Origin of the sequence: Paraburkholderia sp. BR13439, assembly GCF_040948805.1 — a bacterium.
Taxonomy (GTDB): domain Bacteria; phylum Pseudomonadota; class Gammaproteobacteria; order Burkholderiales; family Burkholderiaceae; genus Paraburkholderia; species Paraburkholderia youngii.
Genome location: NZ_JBFPKN010000020.1, coordinates 19,734 through 40,127 on the forward strand (window position 1 = coordinate 19,734; position 20,394 = coordinate 40,127).

Sequence of the window (20,394 nt, forward strand, 5' to 3'; positions counted from 1 at the left end):
CGCGCGGCAAAGTCATTCAACGATTAACTTACTGAAAGAAGAGAAACATGGCTAAAGGTAAATTCGAACGGACCAAGCCGCACGTGAACGTGGGCACGATCGGTCACGTTGATCACGGCAAGACCACGCTGACGGCAGCGATCACGACGGTTCTGACGCAGAAGTTTGGCGGCGAAGCGAAGGCGTACGACCAGATCGACGCGGCGCCGGAAGAAAAGGCGCGCGGCATTACCATCAACACCGCGCACGTCGAGTACGAAACGGCTAACCGCCACTACGCACACGTTGACTGCCCGGGCCATGCTGACTACGTGAAGAACATGATCACGGGTGCGGCGCAGATGGACGGCGCGATCCTGGTGTGCTCGGCTGCTGACGGCCCGATGCCGCAAACGCGTGAGCACATCCTGCTGGCGCGTCAGGTTGGCGTTCCGTACATCATCGTGTTCCTGAACAAGTGCGACATGGTGGACGACGCTGAGCTGCTGGAGCTCGTCGAGATGGAAGTTCGCGAACTTCTGTCGAAGTACGACTTCCCGGGCGACGACACGCCGATCATCAAGGGTTCGGCCAAGCTCGCGCTGGAAGGCGACAAGGGCGAGCTGGGCGAAGTGGCGATCATGAACCTGGCCGACGCGCTGGACACGTACATCCCGACGCCGGAGCGCGCGGTTGACGGTTCGTTCCTGATGCCGGTGGAAGACGTGTTCTCGATCTCGGGTCGTGGCACGGTGGTGACGGGCCGCGTCGAGCGTGGCGTGATCAAGGTCGGCGAGGAAATCGAGATCGTCGGTATCCGTGCAACGGCCAAGACGACCTGCACGGGCGTGGAAATGTTCCGCAAGCTGCTCGATCAGGGTCAGGCTGGCGACAACGTTGGTATCCTGCTGCGCGGCACGAAGCGTGAAGACGTGGAGCGTGGCCAGGTTCTGGCCAAGCCGGGTTCGATCAACCCGCACACGCACTTCACGGCTGAAGTGTACGTGCTGAGCAAGGACGAAGGCGGCCGTCACACGCCGTTCTTCAACAACTACCGTCCACAGTTCTACTTCCGTACGACGGACGTGACGGGCTCGATCGAGCTGCCGAAGGACAAGGAAATGGTGATGCCGGGCGACAACGTGTCGATTACGGTGAAGCTGATCAACCCGATCGCGATGGAAGAAGGCCTCCGCTTCGCAATTCGCGAAGGTGGCCGTACGGTCGGCGCTGGTGTCGTCGCAAAGATCATCGAGTAACATCGCAGATTGCTGTAGCAGTATGTAGCGCCCGGGCTCGGGCGCTCGCTCTCCGCAAGCGCCCGAGCCTACGTTCTTTTTCTACTCGGCGGTGCAATATCGCCTCGCTCTTTCCAAGGAATTTGTCATGCAGAACCAGAAAATCCGCATCCGCCTGAAGGCTTTCGACTATCGCCTGATCGATCAATCGGCAGCTGAAATCGTCGACACGGCAAAGCGGACTGGCGCAATCGTTCGTGGCCCGGTGCCCCTGCCGACCCGCATTCAACGCTTCGACATTTTGCGTTCGCCGCACGTCAACAAGACGTCGCGCGATCAGCTCGAAATCCGCACGCACCAGCGTCTGATGGACATCGTCGACCCGACGGACAAGACCGTTGATGCGCTCATGAAGCTCGATTTGCCGGCTGGCGTCGACGTTGAAATCAAGCTGCAATAAGGCTTCAGCCCTTGTCCGGCGATCCGGGCAGCGCTAAGTCTTTGATTGCTTGCGGAAAACGAAAAGGCTCGCTATACTAGTGAGCTTTTCGCGCATTTGCGTAAAAAGTCGGCGTGCTGCAGCATGGTCTCATGCCCGAAACGGCGCCGACATTTTGTAAATTAGCCCCGACCAATCGCAGTCGGGAATGGAGAAAACGATGAGCCTTGGACTCGTAGGTCGCAAGGTTGGCATGACCCGTATCTTCACGGCTGAGGGGGATTCGATTCCCGTCACCGTGCTGGACGTGTCCGACAACCGCGTGACGCAGATCAAGACTGTTGAAACCGACGGCTACACGGCCGTGCAGGTTACCTTCGGTACGCGCCGCGCATCGCGCGTGACGAAGCCGTTGGCAGGTCATCTCGCCAAAGCCGGCGTTCAAGCCGGTGAAATCCTCAAAGAATTTCAGATCGACCCCGCTAGGGCCGCCGAGTTGTCGAACGGCACCGTGGTTGGTCCCGAGCTGTTCGAAGTGGGCCAGAAGGTCGACGTGCAAGGCGTGTCGATCGGTAAGGGCTACGCCGGTACCATCAAACGTTACAACTTCTCGTCGGGCCGTGCCTCGCACGGTAACTCGCGCTCGCACAACGTGCCGGGCTCGATCGGTATGGCGCAGGATCCGGGTCGTGTGTTCCCGGGTAAGCGCATGACTGGTCACATGGGTGACGAGAAGGTAACGGTGCAAAACCTCGAAATCGCTCGTATCGACGCTGACCGCAAGCTGCTGCTGGTCAAGGGCGCCGTTCCGGGTGCGAAGGGTGGCAAGGTATTCGTTACGCCGGCCGTGAAGACGCGTGCCGTGAAAGGAGCGAAATAATGGAACTTAAGCTCCTGAATGCCAATGGTCAGGAAGGTGCAGGCGTTAGCGCGTCGGACGTCGTGTTCGGCCGCGATTATAACGAAGCCCTGATTCACCAGGTGGTGGTTGCGTACCAGGCGAACGCCCGTAGCGGCAACCGCGCGCAGAAGGATCGTGAGCAGGTCAAGCACACGACCAAGAAGCCGTGGCGCCAGAAGGGCACAGGCCGCGCCCGCGCCGGTATGTCGTCGAGCCCGCTGTGGCGCGGCGGTGGCCGCATCTTCCCGAATTCGCCGGAAGAAAACTTTTCGCACAAAGTCAACAAGAAGATGCATCGCGCAGGTCTCTGCTCGATCTTCTCGCAGCTGGCCCGCGAAGGCCGCATCTCGGTGGTCGACGAGCTGACGCTCGAGGCGCCGAAGACGAAGCTGCTGGCCGAAAAATTCAAGGCGATGGGTCTCGACTCCGTGCTGGTGATTACCGACACGGTTGACGAAAACCTGTACCTCGCGTCGCGCAATCTCGCCCACGTGGCGGTTGTCGAGCCGCGTTACGCCGACCCGCTGTCGCTGATCTACTTCAAGAAAGTCCTGATCACGAAGGCTGCGGTCGCCCAGATCGAGGAGTTGCTGTCATGAGCGAGATTCGCAAGAACGATCATCGTTTGATGCAGGTCCTGCTCGCGCCGGTGGTCTCCGAAAAGGCGACGCTGGTTGCCGACAAGAACGAGCAGGTTGTGTTCGAAGTCGCGCCGGATGCTACGAAGCAGGAAGTGAAAGCTGCAGTCGAGCTGCTGTTCAAGGTGGAAGTCGACTCCGTCAACGTGCTGGTCGCGAAGGGCAAAGCCAAGCGCTTTGGCCGCTTCATGGGCAAGCGCAAAGACGTGAAGAAGGCGTACGTCTGCCTGAGGCCCGGCCAGGAAATCAACTTTGAAGCGGAGGCCAAGTAATCATGGCAATCGTGAAAGTTAAGCCGACTTCGCCGGGCCGCCGCGCGATGGTCAAGGTGGTCAACAAAGAACTGCACAAGGGCAAGCCGTTTGCGGCACTGCTCGACACACAGTCGTCGACCGCCGGCCGTAACAACAACGGTCACATCACTACACGTCACAAGGGTGGTGGTCACAAGCATCACTATCGTGTCGTCGACTTCCGTCGCACGAAGGATGGTATTCCGGCAAAGGTCGAACGTCTTGAGTACGATCCGAACCGTAGCGCGAACATCGCGCTGGTTCTGTACGCAGACGGCGAGCGCCGCTACATCATCGCTCCGAAGGGGGTCACCGTCGGTCAGCAACTGATGTCGGGTTCGGAAGCGCCGATCCGCGCAGGTAACACGTTGCCGATCCGCAACATTCCGGTCGGTACGACGATTCACTGCATCGAAATGCTGCCGGGCAAGGGCGCGCAAATGGCGCGTTCGGCTGGCACGTCGGCGATGCTGCTTGCTCGCGAAGGCGTCTACGCGCAGGTTCGTCTGCGTTCGGGCGAAATCCGCCGCGTGCACGTTGAATGTCGCGCGACGATCGGAGAAGTGGGCAACGAAGAGCACAGCCTCCGTCAAATCGGTAAGGCGGGCGCGAACCGCTGGCGCGGCATTCGCCCGACGGTGCGTGGCGTTGCAATGAACCCGGTCGACCACCCGCACGGTGGTGGCGAAGGCAAGACTGCGGCAGGCCGCGATCCGGTGAGCCCGTGGGGCACGCCGACGAAGGGCTATCGCACCCGCAGCAACAAGCGCACGACGAGCATGATCGTCCAGCGTCGTCACAAGCGTTAAGGAGTAGGCAATGGCACGTTCTATTAAGAAAGGTCCGTTCTGCGACGCCCATTTGCTGAAGAAGGTTGAGGCGGCTGCAGCATCGCGTGACAAGAAACCGATCAAGACCTGGTCGCGTCGCTCGACGATCCTGCCGGACTTCATCGGTCTGACGATCGCCGTTCACAACGGCCGTCAACACGTTCCGGTGTATGTCACGGAAAACATGGTCGGCCACAAGCTTGGCGAGTTCGCACTGACCCGTACGTTCAAGGGTCACGCGGCCGACAAGAAGGCCAAGAAATAAGGGGCAATCAAGATGGAAGTGAAAGCAATTCATCGCGGTGCCCGCATCTCGGCGCAAAAAACGCGCCTTGTGGCTGACCAGATCCGCGGTTTGCCGGTCGACAAGGCGCTGAACGTTCTGACGTTCTCGCCGAAGAAGGCTGCGGGAATCGTGAAGAAGGTCGTGCTGTCGGCGATCGCGAATGCGGAGCACAACGAAGGTGCCGATATCGACGAGCTCAAGATCACGAGCATCTACGTCGATAAGGCAGCATCGCTGAAGCGTTTTACCGCGCGCGCCAAGGGCCGTGGTAACCGCATCGAGAAGCAATCCTGTCACATCACTGTGACGGTCGGGAATTAAGGGGTCATACGATGGGACAGAAAATTCATCCGACTGGCTTCCGTTTGGCCGTCAGCCGCAATTGGGCTTCGCGTTGGTACGCGAACAACAACAATTTCGCGGCGATGTTGCAGGAAGACATCGGTGTTCGTGAGTACCTGAAGAAGAAGCTGAAAAACGCGTCTGTCGGCCGCGTTGTGATCGAGCGTCCTGCAAAGAACGCGCGTATCACGATTTTCAGCTCGCGTCCGGGTGTCGTGATCGGTAAGAAGGGTGAAGACATCGAACTGCTGAAGTCCGAGCTGCAAAAGCGCATGGGCGTTCCGGTTCACGTCAACATCGAAGAAATTCGCAAGCCGGAAACCGACGCGCAACTGATCGCTGATTCGATCACGCAGCAGCTCGAGCGCCGGATCATGTTCCGTCGCGCGATGAAGCGTGCGATGCAGAACGCGATGCGTCTGGGTGCGCAAGGCATCAAGATCATGAGCGCAGGCCGTCTGAACGGTATCGAAATCGCTCGCACGGAATGGTACCGCGAAGGTCGCGTGCCGCTTCACACGCTGCGTGCAGATATCGACTACGCAACGTCGGAAGCAAAGACGACGTACGGCATCATCGGCGTGAAGGTGTGGGTCTATAAGGGCGATACGCTCGGCCGCAATGACGCACCGGTGGTCGAAGAAGTCGCCGAAGAAAAACGTCCGCGCCGCAACGCACGTCCGGGTGGCGATCGCCGTCCGCGTCGTGATGGTGAAGGTGGTGGCCCGGCAGGTGCACGCCGTGGCGCTCCTCGTCGTGCTGGCGGTACCGGCGGCGACGGGAAGACTGGAGAATAACGATGCTGCAACCGAAACGCAGAAAGTATCGCAAAGAGCAGAAAGGTCGTAACACCGGCGTTGCTACCCGCGGCAACGCGGTGTCGTTCGGTGAGTTCGGCCTGAAGGCTGTCGGTCGTGGCCGTCTGACCGCGCGCCAGATTGAAGCGGCGCGTCGTGCAATGACGCGTCACATCAAGCGCGGTGGCCGCATCTGGATCCGGATCTTCCCGGACAAGCCGATCTCGACCAAGCCGGCGGAAGTTCGTATGGGTAACGGTAAGGGTAACCCAGAGTACTACGTCGCTGAGATTCAACCGGGCAAGATGCTGTACGAAATGGACGGCGTAACCGAAGAACTGGCGCGCGAAGCGTTCCGTCTGGCTGCAGCGAAGCTGCCGCTGAAGACGACGTTTATCGTGCGTCAGCTCGGCGCCTAAGGAGCAAATGATGAAGGCTTCCGAACTTCACCAGAAAGATCAGGCCGCGCTCAACAAGGAGCTGTCGGACCTGTTGAAGGCGCAATTCGGCCTGCGCATGCAACTCGCGACCCAGCAGCTCACGAACACGAGCCAGCTGAAGAAGGTTCGTCGCGACATCGCACGTGTGCGGACCGTCCTGACTGAGAAGGCGAACCAGAAATGAACGATAGCGTAAAAACCTCGCTCAAGCGGACGCTGGTCGGCAAGGTCGTCAGCAACAAGATGGACAAGACGGTTACCGTGCTGGTCGAGCACCGCGTGAAGCACCCGATCTACGGCAAGTACGTCGTGCGTTCGAAGAAGTACCACGCGCATGACGACGCGAACACGTACAACGAGGGCGACCTCGTTGAAATCCAGGAAACTCGTCCGATTTCGAAGACGAAGGCTTGGGTTGTGGCTCGCCTGGTCGAGGCTGCTCGCGTCATCTGATGTCGCAAAGCAGTAGAAGTAGTTGAAATCGCAGTAAGTTTCGCTTGCAAGACCGGGATTATTTGATATAATCTCGGTCTTCCCTCTTTATGGGAGCCCCGTCGCGGGCGAAGTTGGTGGGGGAAGCGGTCCGGGCGCCAGCCTGTGCCGAAGGATTCACCGGATTGCGATGGCGGGTTTCGTTTGCCGTCGCTGCTGTTCTAACCCAAGCAGCCGATCGGCTGACGGGACCAAGACTGACCGGGAAGCACCATGGTGGTGTGACCGGATTAAGTTGGGAAAGATAAACCATGATCCAGACCGAAACTCGGCTTGAAGTGGCCGACAACACGGGTGCACGTGAAGTCATGTGCATCAAGGTGCTCGGCGGCTCGAAGCGTCGTTATGCCAGCATTGGCGACATCATCAAGGTGACCGTCAAAGAGGCAACGCCGCGCGGGCGCGTGAAGAAAGGCGAAATCTACAACGCCGTGGTGGTTCGCACCGCCAAGGGCGTGCGCCGCCAGGACGGCTCGCTGATCAAGTTCGACGGCAACGCAGCTGTGTTGCTCAACACCAAACTCGAACCGATCGGCACCCGTATTTTCGGGCCAGTCACGCGCGAGTTGCGTAGCGAACGATTCATGAAGATCGTTTCGCTGGCGCCTGAAGTGCTGTAAGGAGTCGCGATGAACAAGATTCGCAAGGGTGACGAAGTTATCGTCATCACCGGCAAAGATAAGGGCAAGCGTGGCGTTGTGCTGGCCGTTCACGGCGAGACCGTGACCGTCGAGGGCATCAATCTCGTCAAGAAGCACGTCAAGCCGAACCCGATGAAGGGTACGACGGGCGGCGTGGAAGCCAAGACGATGCCGCTGCAAATTTCGAACGTCGCATTGGTCGACGCGAATGGCAAGCCATCGCGTGTAGGCATCAAGGTCGAAGGAGACAAGAAGGTCCGTTTCCTGAAGACGACCGGTGCCGTGCTGAGCGCCTGACGCTGCGGAGTAAAAAATGGCTCGTTTGCAAGAGTTTTACAAAGAAAAGGTTGTACCCGGCCTCATCGAAAAGTTCGGTTACAAGTCCGTGATGGAAGTGCCGCGCATCACCAAGATCACCCTGAATATGGGTCTTGGCGAAGCCGTCGCTGACAAGAAGATCATCGAAAACGCGGTTGGCGATCTGACGAAGATCGCAGGTCAGAAGCCGGTGATCACGAAGGCGCGCAAGGCAATTGCTGGCTTCAAGATCCGTCAGGGCTATCCGATCGGCGCCATGGTCACGCTGCGTGGCCAGGCAATGTACGAATTCCTCGACCGTTTCGTGACGGTTGCGCTCCCCCGTGTGCGCGACTTCCGTGGCGTGTCGGGTAAGGCGTTTGATGGTCGCGGCAACTACAACATCGGTGTGAAAGAGCAGATCATTTTCCCCGAAATCGATTACGACAAGATCGACGCACTGCGTGGGCTGAACATCAGCATCACGACGACTGCGAAGACTGACGACGAAGCAAAGGCTCTGCTCGCCGGCTTCAAGTTCCCGTTCAGAAACTGAGGTTACCGTGGCTAAACTGGCACTGATCGAACGTGAAAAGAAGCGTGCTCGCCTCGCCGCCAAGTACGCTCCCAAGCGTGCTGCACTGAAGGCAATCATTGGCGACACGAGCAAGTCGGAAGAAGAGCATTACGCAGCACGTCTGGAACTGCAGCAACTGCCGCGCAACTCTAACCCGACCCGTAAGCGCAACCGTTGCGCAATTACCGGTCGTCCGCGCGGGACGTTCCGTAAATTCGGCCTGGCGCGTAACAAGATTCGTGAAATCGCGTTCCGCGGCGAGATCCCTGGCCTGACCAAGGCGAGCTGGTAATAGGAGAAACATAAATGAGCATGAGTGATCCTATCGCCGATATGCTGACTCGCATCCGCAATGCGCAGATGGTCGAGAAGGTTTCGGTGACTATGCCCTCGTCGAAAGTCAAGGTTGCGATTGCGCAGGTCCTGAAGGACGAAGGTTATATCGATGATTTCGCAGTGAAGTCCGAAGGTGCGAAGTCGGAATTGAACATCGTGTTGAAGTATTACGCTGGCCGCCCGGTCATCGAGCGCATCGAACGCGTCTCGAAGCCTGGTCTGCGTGTGTACCGCGGCCGTAACGACATCCCCGTGGTCATGAATGGCCTCGGCGTGGCAATCGTGTCGACGCCCAAGGGCGTGATGACGGACCGCAAGGCACGTGCAACGGGCGTTGGCGGCGAAGTCATCTGCTACGTCGCTTAAGGCCGAAAGGAGAGAAACATGTCTCGAGTAGGTAAGAGCCCGATCGCGCTGCAAGGCGCGGAAGTGGCCCTGAGCGCCGACAGCATTACTGTCAAGGGTCCGCTGGGTACGATTTCGCAGGCTGCCAACAGTCTCGTGAAGGTGGTTAACGACAACGGCACGCTGAAGTTCGAGCCGGTCGACGGAAGCCGCGAAGCGAATGCGATGTCGGGCACTATGCGCGCACTGGTTGCGAATATGGTGTACGGCGTGACGAAGGGTTTCGAGCGCAAGCTGACGCTGGTTGGCGTCGGTTATCGCGCACAGGCGCAAGGCGACAAGCTGAACTTGTCGTTGGGTTTCTCGCACCCGGTGGTGCACCAGATGCCGGCTGGCGTCAAGGCAGAAACCCCGTCGCAAACCGAAATCGTGATCAAGGGGATCAACAAGCAACAAGTCGGTCAAGTCGCTGCAGAAGTGCGCGGCTACCGTCCGCCGGAGCCCTATAAGGGCAAGGGCGTGCGTTACGCCGATGAGGTTGTGATCCTCAAAGAAACGAAGAAGAAGTAAGGGTGCGCAATCATGGATAAGACTCAATCTCGCCTGCGCCGCGCTCGTCAGACGCGTATCAAGATCGCTGAGCTGCAGGTCGCGCGTCTCGCCGTGCATCGCACGAACACGCACATCTATGCGCAAGTGTTCTCGCCGTGCGGCACCAAGGTGCTCGCCAGCGCGTCGACACTCGAAGCCGAAGTGCGTGCGCAACTCGCCGATCAATCGGGCAAGGGCGGCAACGTTGCTGCTGCAACCCTGATCGGCAAGCGCATTGCAGAAAAGGCTAAGGCTGCCGGCATCGAATCCGTCGCCTTCGACCGTTCGGGTTTCCGTTACCACGGCCGCGTGAAAGCGTTGGCTGATGCGGCGCGCGAAGCCGGACTCAAGTTCTAAGGGAAGAATTCGTCATGGCAAAGATGCAAGCTAAAGTTCAGGCTGACGAACGCGACGACGGCCTTCGTGAAAAGATGATCTCGGTCAACCGCGTGACCAAGGTCGTGAAGGGTGGCCGTATTCTCGGCTTCGCTGCACTGACCGTGGTTGGCGACGGTGATGGCCGCGTCGGTATGGGCAAGGGCAAGGCGAAGGAAGTGCCGGTCGCTGTCCAGAAGGCGATGGAACAGGCTCGCCGCAACATGTTCAAGGTGCCGCTGAAGAACGGTACCCTGCAACACGAAGTGCATGGTAAGCACGGCGCATCAACGGTTCTCCTCGCTCCGGCGAAGGACGGTACCGGCGTGATCGCTGGCGGTCCGATGCGCGCAGTGTTCGACGTGATGGGCGTGCAGAACGTCGTGGCCAAGAGCCACGGTTCGACGAACCCGTATAACCTCGTTCGTGCGACGCTCGACGGCCTGCGCAAGCAGTCCACGCCGGGCGACATCGCTGCGAAGCGCGGTAAGTCCGTCGAAGAAATTCTGGGCTAAAGGTGGACACCATGTCTGATAAAACTGTCAAGGTCCAGCTCGTCAAGAGCCTGATCGGCACCCGTGAATCGCACCGCGCAACGGTGCGTGGCTTGGGCCTGCGCCGACTCAACTCGGTTAGCGAGTTGCAGGATACGCCGGCTGTGCGCGGCATGATCAACAAGGTTTCGTACCTCGTTAAGGTCATCAGCTAAGCGGCTGACCAGGACTCAAGGAGTTGATAATGGAATTGAATAACCTGAAGCCGGCTGAAGGCGCGAAGCACGCAAAGCGTCGCGTTGGTCGCGGCATCGGCTCCGGCCTCGGCAAGACCGCTGGCCGTGGTCACAAGGGTCAGAAGTCGCGTTCGGGCGGCTTTCACAAGGTTGGCTTCGAAGGCGGTCAAATGCCGCTGCAACGTCGCCTGCCGAAGCGTGGCTTCACCTCGCTGACGAAGGAATTCGTCGGTGAAGTGCGTCTCTCGGATCTCGAGAAGCTGCCGGTTGACGAAATCGATCTGCTGGCTCTCAAACAAGCCGGCCTGGTCGGCGAGCTGATCCGTAGCGCCAAGATCATCGCGACCGGCGAGCTCAAGCGCAAGGTCGTTGTGAAGGGTCTGGGTGCGACGAAGAGCGCACGTGCTGCTATCGAAGCAGCTGGTGGCTCGTTTGCCGAGTAACGCGCAAGTAATTTGCCGTCACTAGCATTTGCATCGGAGAAGGTACTTGGCTAACAGCCCGAGTCTCGCAAAACCCGGTCGCAGCGCGGCGAAGTTTGGCGATCTGCGTCGGCGAGCAGTATTCCTGCTGCTGGCGCTGGTCGTCTACCGCATCGGCGCGCATATTCCGGTGCCGGGTATCGACCCGGACCAACTGGCGAAGTTGTTCCAAAGCCAGTCGGGCGGCATCCTTGGCATGTTTAACATGTTCTCGGGTGGCGCACTTTCGCGGTTCACCATTTTCGCGTTGGGGATCATGCCGTACATTTCGGCGTCGATCATCATGCAGTTGCTGGCGATTGTCTCGCCGCAACTCGAAGCGCTGAAAAAGGAAGGGCAGGCAGGTCAGCGGAAGATTACGCAGTACACGCGGATCTTTACGGTCGTGCTGGCGACATTTCAGGCGTTCGGCATTGCCGTGGCGCTGGAAAATCAGCCTGGCCTCGTGATCGATCCGGGGATGGTTTTCCGGTTGACGACGGTCGTGACGCTTGTGACCGGCACGATGTTCCTGATGTGGCTGGGGGAGCAAATCACGGAGCGCGGGCTCGGCAATGGCATCTCGATCATCATTTTCGGCGGTATTGCGGCGGGCTTCCCGAACGCAATCGGTGGTCTCTTTGAACTGGTGCGAACCGGCTCGATGAGTATCATCTCGGCGATTATCGTCGTCGCGCTGATTGCTGCTGTAACGTATCTGGTGGTGTTCATCGAACGCGGCCAGCGCAAGATTCTTGTGAATTACGCAAAGCGGCAGGTAGGCAACAAGATTTACGGCGGGCAGTCTTCGCATTTGCCGCTGAAGCTGAACATGTCGGGCGTGATTCCGCCGATCTTCGCATCGTCGATCATTCTCTTCCCGGCAACTATCCTGAACTGGTTCAGTTCGGGTTCGCGTACCAGCTGGTTCGCAGACACGTTGCACAATGTGGCCGAAGCCCTGAAGCCCGGTCAACCCGTGTACGTGTTGCTGTACGCGTTGGCGATCGTTTTCTTCTGCTTCTTCTACACCGCACTGGTGTTCAACAGCAGGGAAACGGCCGACAACCTGAAAAAGAGTGGCGCTTTCGTCCCTGGCATCCGCCCGGGCGATCAGACGGCGCGATATATCGACCGCATCCTTACGCGTCTGACGCTGGCCGGTGCGATCTACATCGTGTTCGTTTGCCTGCTGCCCGAATTTCTGGTGCTGCGCTGGAACGTGCCGTTTTATTTTGGTGGAACGTCGCTGCTGATCATTGTCGTCGTCACAATGGATTTCATGGCGCAGGTGCAGTCGTACGTTATGTCGCAACAGTATGAATCGCTGCTGAAGAAAGCTAATTTCAAAGGCGGCGGCGTCCCGATGCGTTGAAAGGACTTATGGCCAAAGACGATGTGATCCAGATGCAGGGCGAAGTAATTGAAAACCTGCCTAACGCTACCTTCAGGGTGAAGCTGGAAAACGGCCATGTCGTGTTGGGACACATATCCGGCAAGATGCGGATGCACTACATCCGAATCTTGCCGGGCGACAAGGTGACGGTTGAATTGACGCCTTACGATCTGTCGCGTGCGCGGATCGTGTTCCGGGCGAAGTGATTTGAAAAAAGGGTAATATCATGAAAGTGATGGCATCGGTTAAGCGCATTTGCCGCAATTGCAAGATCATCAAGCGCAAAGGCGTTGTGCGCGTGATTTGCAGCTCTGATCCGCGCCACAAACAGCGTCAAGGCTGAACGCCGCGCTTTTGCTTGCGCTTTTTGTTTGAGGAAAAACAATGGCTCGTATCGCAGGGGTTAACATCCCGAATCACCAGCATACTGAAATCGGCCTGACGGCTATTTACGGTATCGGTCGCACGCGCTCGCGCGACATTTGCGTCGCTGCTGGTGTGGCATTTTCGAAGAAGGTCAAAGACCTGACTGACGCAGACCTCGAAAAGCTGCGTGAAGAAGTCGGCAAGTTCATCGTTGAAGGCGATTTGCGCCGTGAAACGACGATGAACATTAAGCGCCTGATGGATCTCGGCTGCTATCGTGGCGTGCGGCATCGTAAGGGTCTGCCCCTGCGCGGCCAGCGTACGCGTACGAATGCCCGTACGCGCAAGGGTCCGCGTCGTGCAGCGCAGTCGCTGAAGAAGTAAGCGGAACTGACAGTTACAGGAAAACGTAATGGCTAAGGCTTCGAACAACTCCGCGGCGCAACGCGTTCGCAAGAAGGTCAAGAAGAACGTCGCCGAGGGCGTGGTTCACGTTCACGCGTCGTTCAACAACACCATCATCACGATCACCGACCGTCAAGGCAACGCGCTTGCCTGGGCAACGTCGGGTGGTCAGGGCTTCAAGGGTTCGCGTAAGTCGACCCCGTTTGCAGCTCAGGTCGCAGCTGAATCGGCTGGCCGAGTGGCGATGGAATACGGCGTGAAGAACCTCGAAGTGCGGATCAAGGGCCCCGGTCCTGGCCGCGAATCGGCGGTGCGCGCGTTGCATGGTCTTGGCATCAAGATTACCGCGATCTCCGACGTGACGCCGGTCCCGCATAACGGCTGCCGTCCGCCGAAGCGTCGTCGTATCTAAGACGCTGGTTTTGCGAGCGCCTGTTGCCGCCTTGCGCGGCGGCGGGCTGCGCGCGTTATTGAATAGACTAAGCCCACCGTTCGACCCAAAGGGTTCGGACTAGCGCGAGTGGAAGCATTCGCGTGATTAATCACAGAAGGAATCAACGTGGCACGTTATATCGGCCCCAAGGCCAAGCTGTCCCGCCGTGAAGGCACTGACCTCTTCCTGAAGAGCGCACGCCGCTCGCTCGCTGACAAGTGCAAGCTGGACAGCAAGCCCGGCCAGCACGGCCGTACTTCGGGCGCGCGTACGTCCGACTATGGCACGCAGTTGCGCGAGAAGCAAAAAGTAAAGCGTATCTACGGTGTCCTCGAGCGCCAGTTCCGTCGCTACTTCGCTGAAGCAGACCGCCTGAAGGGCAACACGGGTGAAAACCTGCTGCAACTGCTCGAATCGCGTCTGGACAACGTCGTGTATCGGATGGGCTTCGGCTCGACGCGTGCTGAAGCACGTCAGCTGGTTGGCCACAAGGCGATCACGGTGAACGGCGTCGTGACGAACATCCCGTCGATGCAAGTGAAGGCTGGCGACGTCGTTGCCGTGCGCGAACAGAAGCGCAAGCAGGCTCGCATCATCGAGGCGTTGTCGCTCGCTGAACAAGGCGGCATGCCGAGCTGGGTCGCGGTCGACGCGAAGAAGTTCGAAGGTACCTTCAAGCAGAAGCCGGAACGCAGCGACATCGCTGGCGACATCAACGAAAGCCTGATCGTCGAATTGTATTCGCGGTAATCGGATTGACGGCCGGGGCGTCCTGATTGCGTTGCGCAAGGGGGCGTCTCGGCTGTTTATTTTCAGGTTGTTACCGGTCAGCCTTATCGGTGTAACGAGCCGAGGGTATTGAAAAGGAAAACCTATGCAAACCAGTTTGTTGAAGCCCAAGATCATTGCAGTTGAATCGCTTGGCGAGAGCCACGCGAAAGTGGTCATGGAACCGTTTGAACGCGGTTACGGCCACACCTTGGGTAACGCGCTTCGGCGCGTGCTGTTGTCGTCGATGGTCGGCTATGCCCCGACCGAGGTGACGATTGCAGGCGTCGTGCATGAGTATTCGACGCTCGACGGTGTGCAAGAGGATGTGGTCAACCTGTTGTTGAACCTGAAAGGCGTCGTCTTCAAGCTGCATAACCGTGACGAAGTGACGGTTACGCTGCGCAAGGAAGGCGAAGGCGTGGTCACAGCGGGCGATATCGAACTCGCACATGACTGCGAAGTCATCAATCCGGATCACGTGATTGCGCATCTGTCGAAGGGTGGCAAGCTCGACGTGCAGATCAAGGTGGAAAAGGGCCGCGGCTATGTGCCGGGCAATGTGCGTCGTTACGGTGAAGAGTCGGCCAAGATCATCGGCCGAATCGTGCTGGACGCGTCGTTTTCGCCGGTTCGTCGCGTGAGCTACGCGGTCGAAAGCGCGCGCGTCGAGCAGCGCACCGACCTGGACAAGCTCGTGATGAACATCGAAACCAACGGTGTGATTTCGCCGGAAGAAGCGATCCGCCAATCGGCGCGCATTCTGGTCGATCAGCTGTCGGTGTTCGCGGCGCTGGAAGGTACCGAAGCAGCGGCGGAAGCGCCGTCGCGCGCACCGCAGATCGATCCGATCCTGCTGCGCCCGGTCGACGATCTCGAGCTGACGGTTCGTTCCGCGAACTGCCTGAAGGCCGAAAACATCTACTACATCGGCGACCTGATCCAACGTACCGAGAACGAGCTGCTCAAGACTCCGAATCTCGGTCGCAAGTCGCTGAACGAGATCAAGGAAGTTCTGGCATCGCGCGGTCTGACGCTCGGCATGAAGCTCGAGAACTGGCCGCCGGCTGGTCTCGACAAGTAAGCGGACAACTCGCTCGGGGGTAAGCCGCGATTGCACTGCTGCACTAGACTGGCAAGGACGCGGATTTTCCTTTAAAATCCGCGTCTTGTCTTTTTTAACTACCGGCCCGTGCGCTCACTGTTTGCTGCCGATGCTGCAGAACGAGTGCGATAGAAGAGCTGGACCAAAACTTTGAACTGAAGGAATTAACATGCGTCACCGTCATGGTCTGCGGAAACTGAACCGCACGAGCAGCCACCGTCTGGCAATGCTCCGTAACATGTCCAACTCGCTGATCGAGCACGAAGTCATCAAGACCACGCTGCCGAAGGCGAAGGAACTACGTAAAGTCGTCGAGCCGCTGATCACGCTCGGCAAGAAGCCGTCGCTGGCAAACCGTCGTCTGGCGTTCAACCGCCTGCGCGACCGTGACTCGGTCACGAAGCTGTTCGACGTGCTCGGCCCGCGCTACGCAAACCGTCCGGGCGGCTACCTGCGCGTGCTGAAGTTCGGCTTCCGCGTTGGCGATAACGCGCCGATGGCACTGGTCGAACTCCTCGACCGTCCGGAAGTTGAAGAAACGGAAGTGCAAGAAGCTGAGTAAGCTTTTTGGTTTGAACGAAAAGCCAGGCGCATCGCCTGGCTTTTTTGTTTATGCGCCCAGCATGGGCGCACTCCTGCGGGTGTAAGTCCCGCCATAAGCTGCTCATAGCGAATGAAGTGAAGCGCAACTGCATGAAGGCGACCGGGTGTGGGGAGGAAGCGAGGAGCGTAAATCGCGAGCCGATGAACAAGAACCGTATAGAAGGCGCTGTGAAGCAGGGCGAGTGGGCAAACAACCACAAAGCTCTCGTGACCAAGGCGAAGCGGCGCAGATTCGGCGGTTGTGCGATGAAGGAGTGCGTTCTTTCCTGGGGAGATCTCGCCTCATGCCTGAAAGGGCGACGGCGTCGAGCCGGAGCGAGAAGTCAGCAGAGGCCGTAGTAGTCACAGGACAGGTCGAAGAGACCGAAGCTGCTGACGAAGGGCCGAACGGGAAGAAGTGTCCAGCGACATCTCGATGCGACAGGAATTGCGTCAGATGCCCGCGCAAGCGGGGCGAGCGGGAGGCACACGCGGTGAAGCTGCGTCCATGCCCGTGAGCGACGAAGCCTGTTGCCCGCGCCATGAATCCAGGGAGACAGGGGCATCGCTGCTGATGGCGGCGCTGACGAGAGCGAACCTGAAGCAGGCGTTCAAACGGGTACGGGCCAACAGGGGAGCCGCTGGCGTGGACGGTCTGGACATTGACCAGACGACGCGCCATCTGGTGACGGCGTGGCCCGCGATCCGTGAACAGTTGCTGAAGGGGACGTACCGGCCCGGTCCGCTACGGCGGGTGACGATCCCGAAACCGGACGGAGGCGAGCGCGAGCCTGGCATCACGACGGTCACGGACCGGCTGATCAAGCAGGCGCTGCTGCAGGTGCTGCAAGCGGTTCTGGACCCCACCTTCAGCGAGCACAGCTATGGCTTCCGGCTGGGCGACGTGCGCACGACGCGGTGTTGGCCGCGCAGTCGCATGTGCAGTCGGGCCGGCGAATCGTGGTGGACGTTGATCTGGAGAAGTTCTTCGACCGGGTCAACCACGACATCCTGATTGACCGTCTACAGAAACGTATTGGGGACGCCGGGGTGATCCGGCTGATCCGGGCGCATCTGAACAGCGGCATCATGGATGGCGGCGTGGTTCAGCAGCGAGAACAGGGCACGCCGCAGGGCGGCCCGCTATCGCCATTGCTGGCCAACGTGCTGCTTGATGAGGTGGACAAGGAAATGGAGCGGCGAGGCCACTGCTTCGCGCGCTGTGCCGACGATGCGAATGCTTACCTTCGCAGCCGCCATGCAGGCGAGCCGGTGATGGCGCTGCTGCGTCGTCTGTATGGGCGACTGCGGTTGAAGGTCAACGAGACCAAAAGCGCGGTGGCCAGGGGCTACAGCCTGTGGGTAGCGTCCGGCGGTGTCATCAAGCGCAAGGTGGCGACCAAACCGCTGCTGGCGTTCAAACGCCGCATTCGTGAACTGACCGGCCGTAACGGCGGGCGCAGCATGAAGGACGTGGTGGAACGGTTATGGCCCTATGAGCTGGGCTGGAAGGCGTACTTCCGGTTGGCGCAAACGCCACGAGTCTGGCTGGGTCTAGACAAGTGGATGCGTCACCGGTTGCGTGTCATCCAGCGTAAGCAATGGCGCCGCGGCCCGACCATCTACCGGGGAACTGCGTGCGCTGGGGGCACCGCCCGCTGTGGTGCAACAGGTGGCGGCGAACAGTCGCCGCTGGTGGCGTAACAGCGACAAGCTCCTGAATAGCGGAATAGCGTGCTGACTCTCGGATACTTCGATCGGCTGGGTGTGCCACGCCTCTCATGACCTCAACTTCCCGAACCGCCCGGTGCCGACCCGCACGCCGGGTGGTGTGGCAGGGGTACGGCCTCATGGCCGTCCCCTATGCCGATTTGGCGGCGAATTTTTCATCGATGCGGCAAGCCGTGTCGCAGTGACCAAATGCCGCGGCCGCGCGGCAGGGCGCTCTGCGAGGCGACATGGCCAGGTGATAGGATATCGGCATCGAAATCCTGCGTCGCCGGAGCCTGGTGTGAGTGTGAACGTGACCTTGGTACTGACGACGGTGCCGGATGCGGCCGTCGCTGAAAAACTCGCCGCCAGCGCGCTCGCCGCGCGCCTTTGTGCATGCGTCACGCAGTTAGGCAGCGTGCATTCGAGCTATCACTGGCAGGGCGCGATCGAAACCGCGCAGGAAATCCAGCTGTTGTTCAAGACCAGTGCCGCTCGCGCGCTCGAACTTGAACAATACATTCAGGCTCACCATCCCTACGACACGCCGGAAATCCTCTCATGGCAAGCGACGGCCTCGGCCGCCTACGGCCAGTGGATCACTGCTGAAACCCAACGCCCTCTTCATGTTTAACGGTCTCGACCGGCGCGCGTTCGCTACGCTGTGCACCGCATTCTTTCTGCTCGGCTGCGTGTTCCTCGCGCAACTCGCCACGCTCGCGCGCGCCGCGGACGACTTCCTCGACCCGTCGGTCGCATTCCGGTTCAGTGCGACCGAGCAGCCCGGGCAAGTCGTCGTCACCTACAAGATCGCGGATGGTTACTACATGTACCGCGAGCGCTTCGCTTTCGCGACCCGTGACGGGGCAGCGACGCTTGGCGAGCCTCAACTGCCCGACGGTCACGTGAAGTTCGATCAGACATTCAACAAGAATGTCGAGACGTATCGCAACGAGGTGACGATTCATATTCCGGTGAAGCGAGCCGCCGGAGCGTTCGATCTCGCGGTGACGTCGCAGGGCTGCGCCGACGCTGGCATCTGCTACCCCCCGATGGAGCGCGTTTATCACGTGAGCGGCGAGGCGCTGCAGCCGGCTGGCCGCGCAGCAGCGGGTCCAACCGCGCACCAATTCGCGCCCACTGATGACGAACCGTGGTACGAACGCGCGACCAGCGCCGACTACGCGCAGACGCTGCTACAGCGAGGTGGTTTCTTTGCGATCGTAGGGCTCTATTTTGTTGCGGGCGCAATTCTGAGCCTGCTGCCGTGCTCGTATCCGATGATTCCGATCCTGTCTGCGATCATCATCGGTGAGGGGGCGCGCGTCACGCGTGGGCGTGGTTTCGCGTTGTCGGTCGCGTATGTAATCGGGATGGCGCTCGTCTACACGGTGCTGGGCGTCGCGGCGGCACTCGTCGGGCAGAGTCTCGGCGCATGGCTGCAGAATCCGTGGGTGCTGGGCGCGTTCGGCGGCCTTCTGACGATTTTCGCGCTGTTGCTGATCGCCGGTGTGGATCTCGAACTGCCGCCGCGCTGGCGCGATCGCATGTCGAGCGTGTCAGCGGGACGCTCGGGCGGCAAATTTACCGCGGTCGCCGTGATGGGCGCGCTGTCGGCGCTGGTTGTCGGCGCGTGCATGACCGCACCGCTTTTTGCGGTGCTCGCGTTCATCGCGCACACCGGGAACGCCGTGCTCGGTGGCGCGGCGCTCTTCTCGATGGGTATCGGGCTCGGGCTGCCGCTGCTAATTATTGGCCTCGGCGCGGGCACGCTGCTGCCGCGCGCGGGCAAGTGGATGGATAGCGTAAAAGTGTTTTTCGGCGTGGTTCTGCTCGCCGCGGCGCTGTGGATCGTTTGGCCGGTGCTCGGCGGCCCGGCGACGATGCTGTTGAGTGCGCTCTGGCTGCTGATCGCGGCGGTCGCACTCGGCCTGTTTTCCAGGTCGGTCGCGGGCGGCTCGATATGGCACCGGTTCGGCCGGGCGGTCGGAGTCGTGATGGCCGTCTGGGCGGTCGCGCTTCTAATCGGCCTCGCCGCGGGATCGTCGGACCCGCTGCGCCCGCTGGCCGTGCTCGCGGCTCGCGCCGGCAATCAGGCGGGCATCGCGAAAGATGGCTCCAGCGCGGTCGCAACGGCGTCGCAAAGCGATTTGACGTTCGCACCGGTTCGTTCATCGGAGCAGCTTGACCATGCCGTCAAAACGGCCGCACAGCCTGCCATGCTCGATTTTTACGCGGACTGGTGCGTGAGCTGCAGGGAAATGGAGAAATTCACCTTCAGCGACCCGCGCGTTCAGGCGAAGCTGAAGCAGATGAATCTGCTGCGCGCCGACGTCACTGCGAACAATACCGACGATCAGGCGCTGCTCAAGCGCTTCAACCTGTTCGGGCCGCCGGGGATTATTTTCTTCGATCAGGAGGGCAAGGAAGTGCTGCGGGTGGTCGGCTACGAATCGGCGGATAAATTCCTGCGCACACTGGATCGGGCGAGTGCGTCGGGGGTGTAATCGAACGCCGCGGAGTGTTGAAAGGCCGCTCCGGCGCAAACTAGCAGCAAAAAAAGGAGGCGAAACCCAAGGTTCGTCTCCTTTTTGTTGTCTC

Annotated in this window: 32 protein-coding genes and 1 pseudogene; all 33 read left to right on the plus strand. The window is 59.7% G+C overall.

Annotation, left to right across the window (positions count from 1 at the left end; all coding sequences use genetic code 11):
- Positions 1–47: 47 nt before the first annotated feature.
- Entirely contained in the window at positions 48–1,238 is a 1,191-nt protein-coding gene (tuf, locus tag AB3X96_RS31225) for an elongation factor Tu (protein ID WP_013090760.1), read from the plus strand.
- Between the two features lie 127 nt (positions 1,239–1,365).
- Entirely contained in the window at positions 1,366–1,677 is a 312-nt protein-coding gene (gene rpsJ / locus AB3X96_RS31230) for a 30S ribosomal protein S10 (protein ID WP_006998489.1), read from the plus strand.
- Positions 1,678–1,876: 199 nt separating this feature from the next.
- Entirely contained in the window at positions 1,877–2,536 is a 660-nt protein-coding gene (gene rplC / locus AB3X96_RS31235; protein ID WP_368592718.1) for a 50S ribosomal protein L3, read from the plus strand.
- The gene (gene rplD / locus AB3X96_RS31240; RefSeq protein WP_008923346.1) at positions 2,536–3,156 is read left to right on the plus strand and encodes a 50S ribosomal protein L4; all 621 of its coding nucleotides are present in this window, start codon (positions 2,536–2,538) and stop codon (positions 3,154–3,156) included. Before rplC ends, rplD begins: the two co-directional genes overlap by 1 nt.
- Positions 3,153–3,467, plus strand: coding sequence for a 50S ribosomal protein L23 (gene rplW, locus AB3X96_RS31245; RefSeq protein WP_368592719.1), 315 nt, complete (start codon positions 3,153–3,155; stop codon positions 3,465–3,467). The genes rplD and rplW overlap by 4 nt, the downstream gene beginning before the upstream one ends.
- A 2-nt stretch (positions 3,468–3,469) precedes the next feature.
- Entirely contained in the window at positions 3,470–4,297 is an 828-nt protein-coding gene (gene rplB / locus AB3X96_RS31250; protein ID WP_008923344.1) for a 50S ribosomal protein L2, read from the plus strand.
- A gap of 10 nt (positions 4,298–4,307) precedes the next feature.
- On the plus strand, positions 4,308–4,583 hold the full coding sequence (gene rpsS, locus AB3X96_RS31255) for a 30S ribosomal protein S19 (protein ID WP_006998484.1): 276 nt from the start codon (positions 4,308–4,310) through the stop codon (positions 4,581–4,583).
- Between the two features lie 12 nt (positions 4,584–4,595).
- Complete coding sequence (gene rplV, locus AB3X96_RS31260; RefSeq protein ID WP_007730533.1) at positions 4,596–4,925, plus strand: 50S ribosomal protein L22; 330 nt, start codon at positions 4,596–4,598, stop codon at positions 4,923–4,925.
- 11 nt (positions 4,926–4,936) lie between these two features.
- Entirely contained in the window at positions 4,937–5,743 is an 807-nt protein-coding gene (rpsC, locus tag AB3X96_RS31265; RefSeq protein ID WP_176110098.1) for a 30S ribosomal protein S3, read from the plus strand.
- Between the two features lie 2 nt (positions 5,744–5,745).
- Complete coding sequence (rplP, locus tag AB3X96_RS31270; protein WP_008923342.1) at positions 5,746–6,162, plus strand: 50S ribosomal protein L16; 417 nt, start codon at positions 5,746–5,748, stop codon at positions 6,160–6,162.
- 10 nt (positions 6,163–6,172) lie between these two features.
- Positions 6,173–6,367 (plus strand): 50S ribosomal protein L29, encoded by a 195-nt coding sequence (gene rpmC / locus AB3X96_RS31275; protein ID WP_007180130.1) that lies wholly within the window; start codon positions 6,173–6,175, stop codon positions 6,365–6,367.
- Positions 6,364–6,636 (plus strand): 30S ribosomal protein S17, encoded by a 273-nt coding sequence (gene rpsQ / locus AB3X96_RS31280; protein WP_007180129.1) that lies wholly within the window; start codon positions 6,364–6,366, stop codon positions 6,634–6,636. The genes rpmC and rpsQ overlap by 4 nt, the downstream gene beginning before the upstream one ends.
- A 290-nt stretch (positions 6,637–6,926) precedes the next feature.
- On the plus strand, positions 6,927–7,295 hold the full coding sequence (gene rplN, locus AB3X96_RS31285) for a 50S ribosomal protein L14 (protein ID WP_006998478.1): 369 nt from the start codon (positions 6,927–6,929) through the stop codon (positions 7,293–7,295).
- 9 nt (positions 7,296–7,304) lie between these two features.
- Positions 7,305–7,613, plus strand: coding sequence for a 50S ribosomal protein L24 (gene rplX, locus AB3X96_RS31290; RefSeq protein ID WP_008923340.1), 309 nt, complete (start codon positions 7,305–7,307; stop codon positions 7,611–7,613).
- Positions 7,614–7,629: 16 nt separating this feature from the next.
- Positions 7,630–8,169, plus strand: a complete 540-nt coding sequence (gene rplE / locus AB3X96_RS31295; RefSeq protein ID WP_176110099.1) for a 50S ribosomal protein L5 — start codon at positions 7,630–7,632, stop codon at positions 8,167–8,169.
- Between the two features lie 7 nt (positions 8,170–8,176).
- Complete coding sequence (rpsN, locus tag AB3X96_RS31300) at positions 8,177–8,482, plus strand: 30S ribosomal protein S14 (protein WP_090802162.1); 306 nt, start codon at positions 8,177–8,179, stop codon at positions 8,480–8,482.
- A gap of 14 nt (positions 8,483–8,496) precedes the next feature.
- Positions 8,497–8,892 (plus strand): 30S ribosomal protein S8, encoded by a 396-nt coding sequence (gene rpsH, locus AB3X96_RS31305; protein WP_006052216.1) that lies wholly within the window; start codon positions 8,497–8,499, stop codon positions 8,890–8,892.
- Between the two features lie 18 nt (positions 8,893–8,910).
- Positions 8,911–9,441, plus strand: a complete 531-nt coding sequence (rplF, locus tag AB3X96_RS31310) for a 50S ribosomal protein L6 (protein ID WP_176110100.1) — start codon at positions 8,911–8,913, stop codon at positions 9,439–9,441.
- Between the two features lie 12 nt (positions 9,442–9,453).
- Positions 9,454–9,819: a 50S ribosomal protein L18 gene (rplR, locus tag AB3X96_RS31315; RefSeq protein ID WP_008923336.1), complete on the plus strand. Its 366-nt coding sequence runs from the start codon at positions 9,454–9,456 to the stop codon at positions 9,817–9,819.
- 14 nt (positions 9,820–9,833) lie between these two features.
- A complete protein-coding gene (gene rpsE, locus AB3X96_RS31320; protein ID WP_009888402.1) occupies positions 9,834–10,352 on the plus strand; it encodes a 30S ribosomal protein S5 in 519 nt (172 codons plus the stop codon).
- A gap of 11 nt (positions 10,353–10,363) precedes the next feature.
- Complete coding sequence (rpmD, locus tag AB3X96_RS31325; RefSeq protein WP_008923335.1) at positions 10,364–10,546, plus strand: 50S ribosomal protein L30; 183 nt, start codon at positions 10,364–10,366, stop codon at positions 10,544–10,546.
- 29 nt (positions 10,547–10,575) lie between these two features.
- Complete coding sequence (gene rplO, locus AB3X96_RS31330) at positions 10,576–11,010, plus strand: 50S ribosomal protein L15 (RefSeq protein ID WP_018420156.1); 435 nt, start codon at positions 10,576–10,578, stop codon at positions 11,008–11,010.
- 46 nt (positions 11,011–11,056) lie between these two features.
- Positions 11,057–12,403, plus strand: a complete 1,347-nt coding sequence (secY, locus tag AB3X96_RS31335) for a preprotein translocase subunit SecY (RefSeq protein WP_013090753.1) — start codon at positions 11,057–11,059, stop codon at positions 12,401–12,403.
- A gap of 8 nt (positions 12,404–12,411) precedes the next feature.
- Entirely contained in the window at positions 12,412–12,630 is a 219-nt protein-coding gene (gene infA / locus AB3X96_RS31340) for a translation initiation factor IF-1 (protein WP_004521905.1), read from the plus strand.
- 20 nt (positions 12,631–12,650) lie between these two features.
- The gene (rpmJ, locus tag AB3X96_RS31345; RefSeq protein ID WP_004199844.1) at positions 12,651–12,767 is read left to right on the plus strand and encodes a 50S ribosomal protein L36; all 117 of its coding nucleotides are present in this window, start codon (positions 12,651–12,653) and stop codon (positions 12,765–12,767) included.
- Between the two features lie 41 nt (positions 12,768–12,808).
- Complete coding sequence (rpsM, locus tag AB3X96_RS31350) at positions 12,809–13,174, plus strand: 30S ribosomal protein S13 (protein ID WP_008923332.1); 366 nt, start codon at positions 12,809–12,811, stop codon at positions 13,172–13,174.
- Positions 13,175–13,202: 28 nt separating this feature from the next.
- Positions 13,203–13,607 carry a 30S ribosomal protein S11 gene (gene rpsK / locus AB3X96_RS31355; RefSeq protein WP_006052224.1) on the plus strand — a complete coding sequence of 135 codons (405 nt, stop codon included), beginning with the start codon at positions 13,203–13,205 and terminating at the stop codon, positions 13,605–13,607.
- Between the two features lie 147 nt (positions 13,608–13,754).
- Positions 13,755–14,378 carry a 30S ribosomal protein S4 gene (gene rpsD, locus AB3X96_RS31360; protein ID WP_013090752.1) on the plus strand — a complete coding sequence of 208 codons (624 nt, stop codon included), beginning with the start codon at positions 13,755–13,757 and terminating at the stop codon, positions 14,376–14,378.
- A 124-nt stretch (positions 14,379–14,502) separates the two neighbouring features.
- Positions 14,503–15,480: a DNA-directed RNA polymerase subunit alpha gene (gene rpoA / locus AB3X96_RS31365; RefSeq protein ID WP_007730697.1), complete on the plus strand. Its 978-nt coding sequence runs from the start codon at positions 14,503–14,505 to the stop codon at positions 15,478–15,480.
- Between the two features lie 190 nt (positions 15,481–15,670).
- A complete protein-coding gene (gene rplQ, locus AB3X96_RS31370) occupies positions 15,671–16,063 on the plus strand; it encodes a 50S ribosomal protein L17 (protein WP_013090750.1) in 393 nt (130 codons plus the stop codon).
- A gap of 450 nt (positions 16,064–16,513) precedes the next feature.
- Positions 16,514–17,868, plus strand: a pseudogene (gene ltrA, locus AB3X96_RS31375) (group II intron reverse transcriptase/maturase).
- Between the two features lie 232 nt (positions 17,869–18,100).
- On the plus strand, positions 18,101–18,427 hold the full coding sequence (gene cutA / locus AB3X96_RS31380) for a divalent-cation tolerance protein CutA (protein WP_368592793.1): 327 nt from the start codon (positions 18,101–18,103) through the stop codon (positions 18,425–18,427).
- On the plus strand, positions 18,420–20,300 hold the full coding sequence (gene dsbD / locus AB3X96_RS31385; protein ID WP_368592720.1) for a protein-disulfide reductase DsbD: 1,881 nt from the start codon (positions 18,420–18,422) through the stop codon (positions 20,298–20,300). Before cutA ends, dsbD begins: the two co-directional genes overlap by 8 nt.
- Positions 20,301–20,394: the final 94 nt, after the last annotated feature.

Excerpts from the sequence above, each read along its gene's own strand:
- rplO (WP_018420156.1), top strand. The coding sequence starts at position 10,576 with ATGGAATTGAATAACCTGAAGCCGGCTGAAGGCGCGAAGCACGCAAAG.
- rpmC (WP_007180130.1), top strand. The coding sequence starts at position 6,173 with ATGAAGGCTTCCGAACTTCACCAGAAAGATCAGGCCGCGCTCAACAAG.
- rplB (WP_008923344.1), top strand. The coding sequence starts at position 3,470 with ATGGCAATCGTGAAAGTTAAGCCGACTTCGCCGGGCCGCCGCGCGATG.
- rpsJ (WP_006998489.1), top strand. The coding sequence starts at position 1,366 with ATGCAGAACCAGAAAATCCGCATCCGCCTGAAGGCTTTCGACTATCGC.
- rplR (WP_008923336.1), top strand. The coding sequence starts at position 9,454 with ATGGATAAGACTCAATCTCGCCTGCGCCGCGCTCGTCAGACGCGTATC.
- rpsS (WP_006998484.1), top strand. The coding sequence starts at position 4,308 with ATGGCACGTTCTATTAAGAAAGGTCCGTTCTGCGACGCCCATTTGCTG.
- rplQ (WP_013090750.1), top strand. The coding sequence starts at position 15,671 with ATGCGTCACCGTCATGGTCTGCGGAAACTGAACCGCACGAGCAGCCAC.
- rpmD (WP_008923335.1), top strand. The coding sequence starts at position 10,364 with ATGTCTGATAAAACTGTCAAGGTCCAGCTCGTCAAGAGCCTGATCGGC.
- rplW (WP_368592719.1), top strand. The coding sequence starts at position 3,153 with ATGAGCGAGATTCGCAAGAACGATCATCGTTTGATGCAGGTCCTGCTC.
- rplC (WP_368592718.1), top strand. The coding sequence starts at position 1,877 with ATGAGCCTTGGACTCGTAGGTCGCAAGGTTGGCATGACCCGTATCTTC.
- rpmJ (WP_004199844.1), top strand. The coding sequence starts at position 12,651 with ATGAAAGTGATGGCATCGGTTAAGCGCATTTGCCGCAATTGCAAGATC.
- rplE (WP_176110099.1), top strand. The coding sequence starts at position 7,630 with ATGGCTCGTTTGCAAGAGTTTTACAAAGAAAAGGTTGTACCCGGCCTC.
- rplN (WP_006998478.1), top strand. The coding sequence starts at position 6,927 with ATGATCCAGACCGAAACTCGGCTTGAAGTGGCCGACAACACGGGTGCA.
- rpsC (WP_176110098.1), top strand. The coding sequence starts at position 4,937 with ATGGGACAGAAAATTCATCCGACTGGCTTCCGTTTGGCCGTCAGCCGC.
- rpsQ (WP_007180129.1), top strand. The coding sequence starts at position 6,364 with ATGAACGATAGCGTAAAAACCTCGCTCAAGCGGACGCTGGTCGGCAAG.
- rpsH (WP_006052216.1), top strand. The coding sequence starts at position 8,497 with ATGAGCATGAGTGATCCTATCGCCGATATGCTGACTCGCATCCGCAAT.
- dsbD (WP_368592720.1), top strand. The coding sequence starts at position 18,420 with ATGTTTAACGGTCTCGACCGGCGCGCGTTCGCTACGCTGTGCACCGCA.
- rpsM (WP_008923332.1), top strand. The coding sequence starts at position 12,809 with ATGGCTCGTATCGCAGGGGTTAACATCCCGAATCACCAGCATACTGAA.
- rpoA (WP_007730697.1), top strand. The coding sequence starts at position 14,503 with ATGCAAACCAGTTTGTTGAAGCCCAAGATCATTGCAGTTGAATCGCTT.
- rpsK (WP_006052224.1), top strand. The coding sequence starts at position 13,203 with ATGGCTAAGGCTTCGAACAACTCCGCGGCGCAACGCGTTCGCAAGAAG.
- rpsE (WP_009888402.1), top strand. The coding sequence starts at position 9,834 with ATGGCAAAGATGCAAGCTAAAGTTCAGGCTGACGAACGCGACGACGGC.
- rplP (WP_008923342.1), top strand. The coding sequence starts at position 5,746 with ATGCTGCAACCGAAACGCAGAAAGTATCGCAAAGAGCAGAAAGGTCGT.
- rplD (WP_008923346.1), top strand. The coding sequence starts at position 2,536 with ATGGAACTTAAGCTCCTGAATGCCAATGGTCAGGAAGGTGCAGGCGTT.
- rplF (WP_176110100.1), top strand. The coding sequence starts at position 8,911 with ATGTCTCGAGTAGGTAAGAGCCCGATCGCGCTGCAAGGCGCGGAAGTG.
- rplV (WP_007730533.1), top strand. The coding sequence starts at position 4,596 with ATGGAAGTGAAAGCAATTCATCGCGGTGCCCGCATCTCGGCGCAAAAA.
- infA (WP_004521905.1), top strand. The coding sequence starts at position 12,412 with ATGGCCAAAGACGATGTGATCCAGATGCAGGGCGAAGTAATTGAAAAC.
- tuf (WP_013090760.1), top strand. The coding sequence starts at position 48 with ATGGCTAAAGGTAAATTCGAACGGACCAAGCCGCACGTGAACGTGGGC.
- rplX (WP_008923340.1), top strand. The coding sequence starts at position 7,305 with ATGAACAAGATTCGCAAGGGTGACGAAGTTATCGTCATCACCGGCAAA.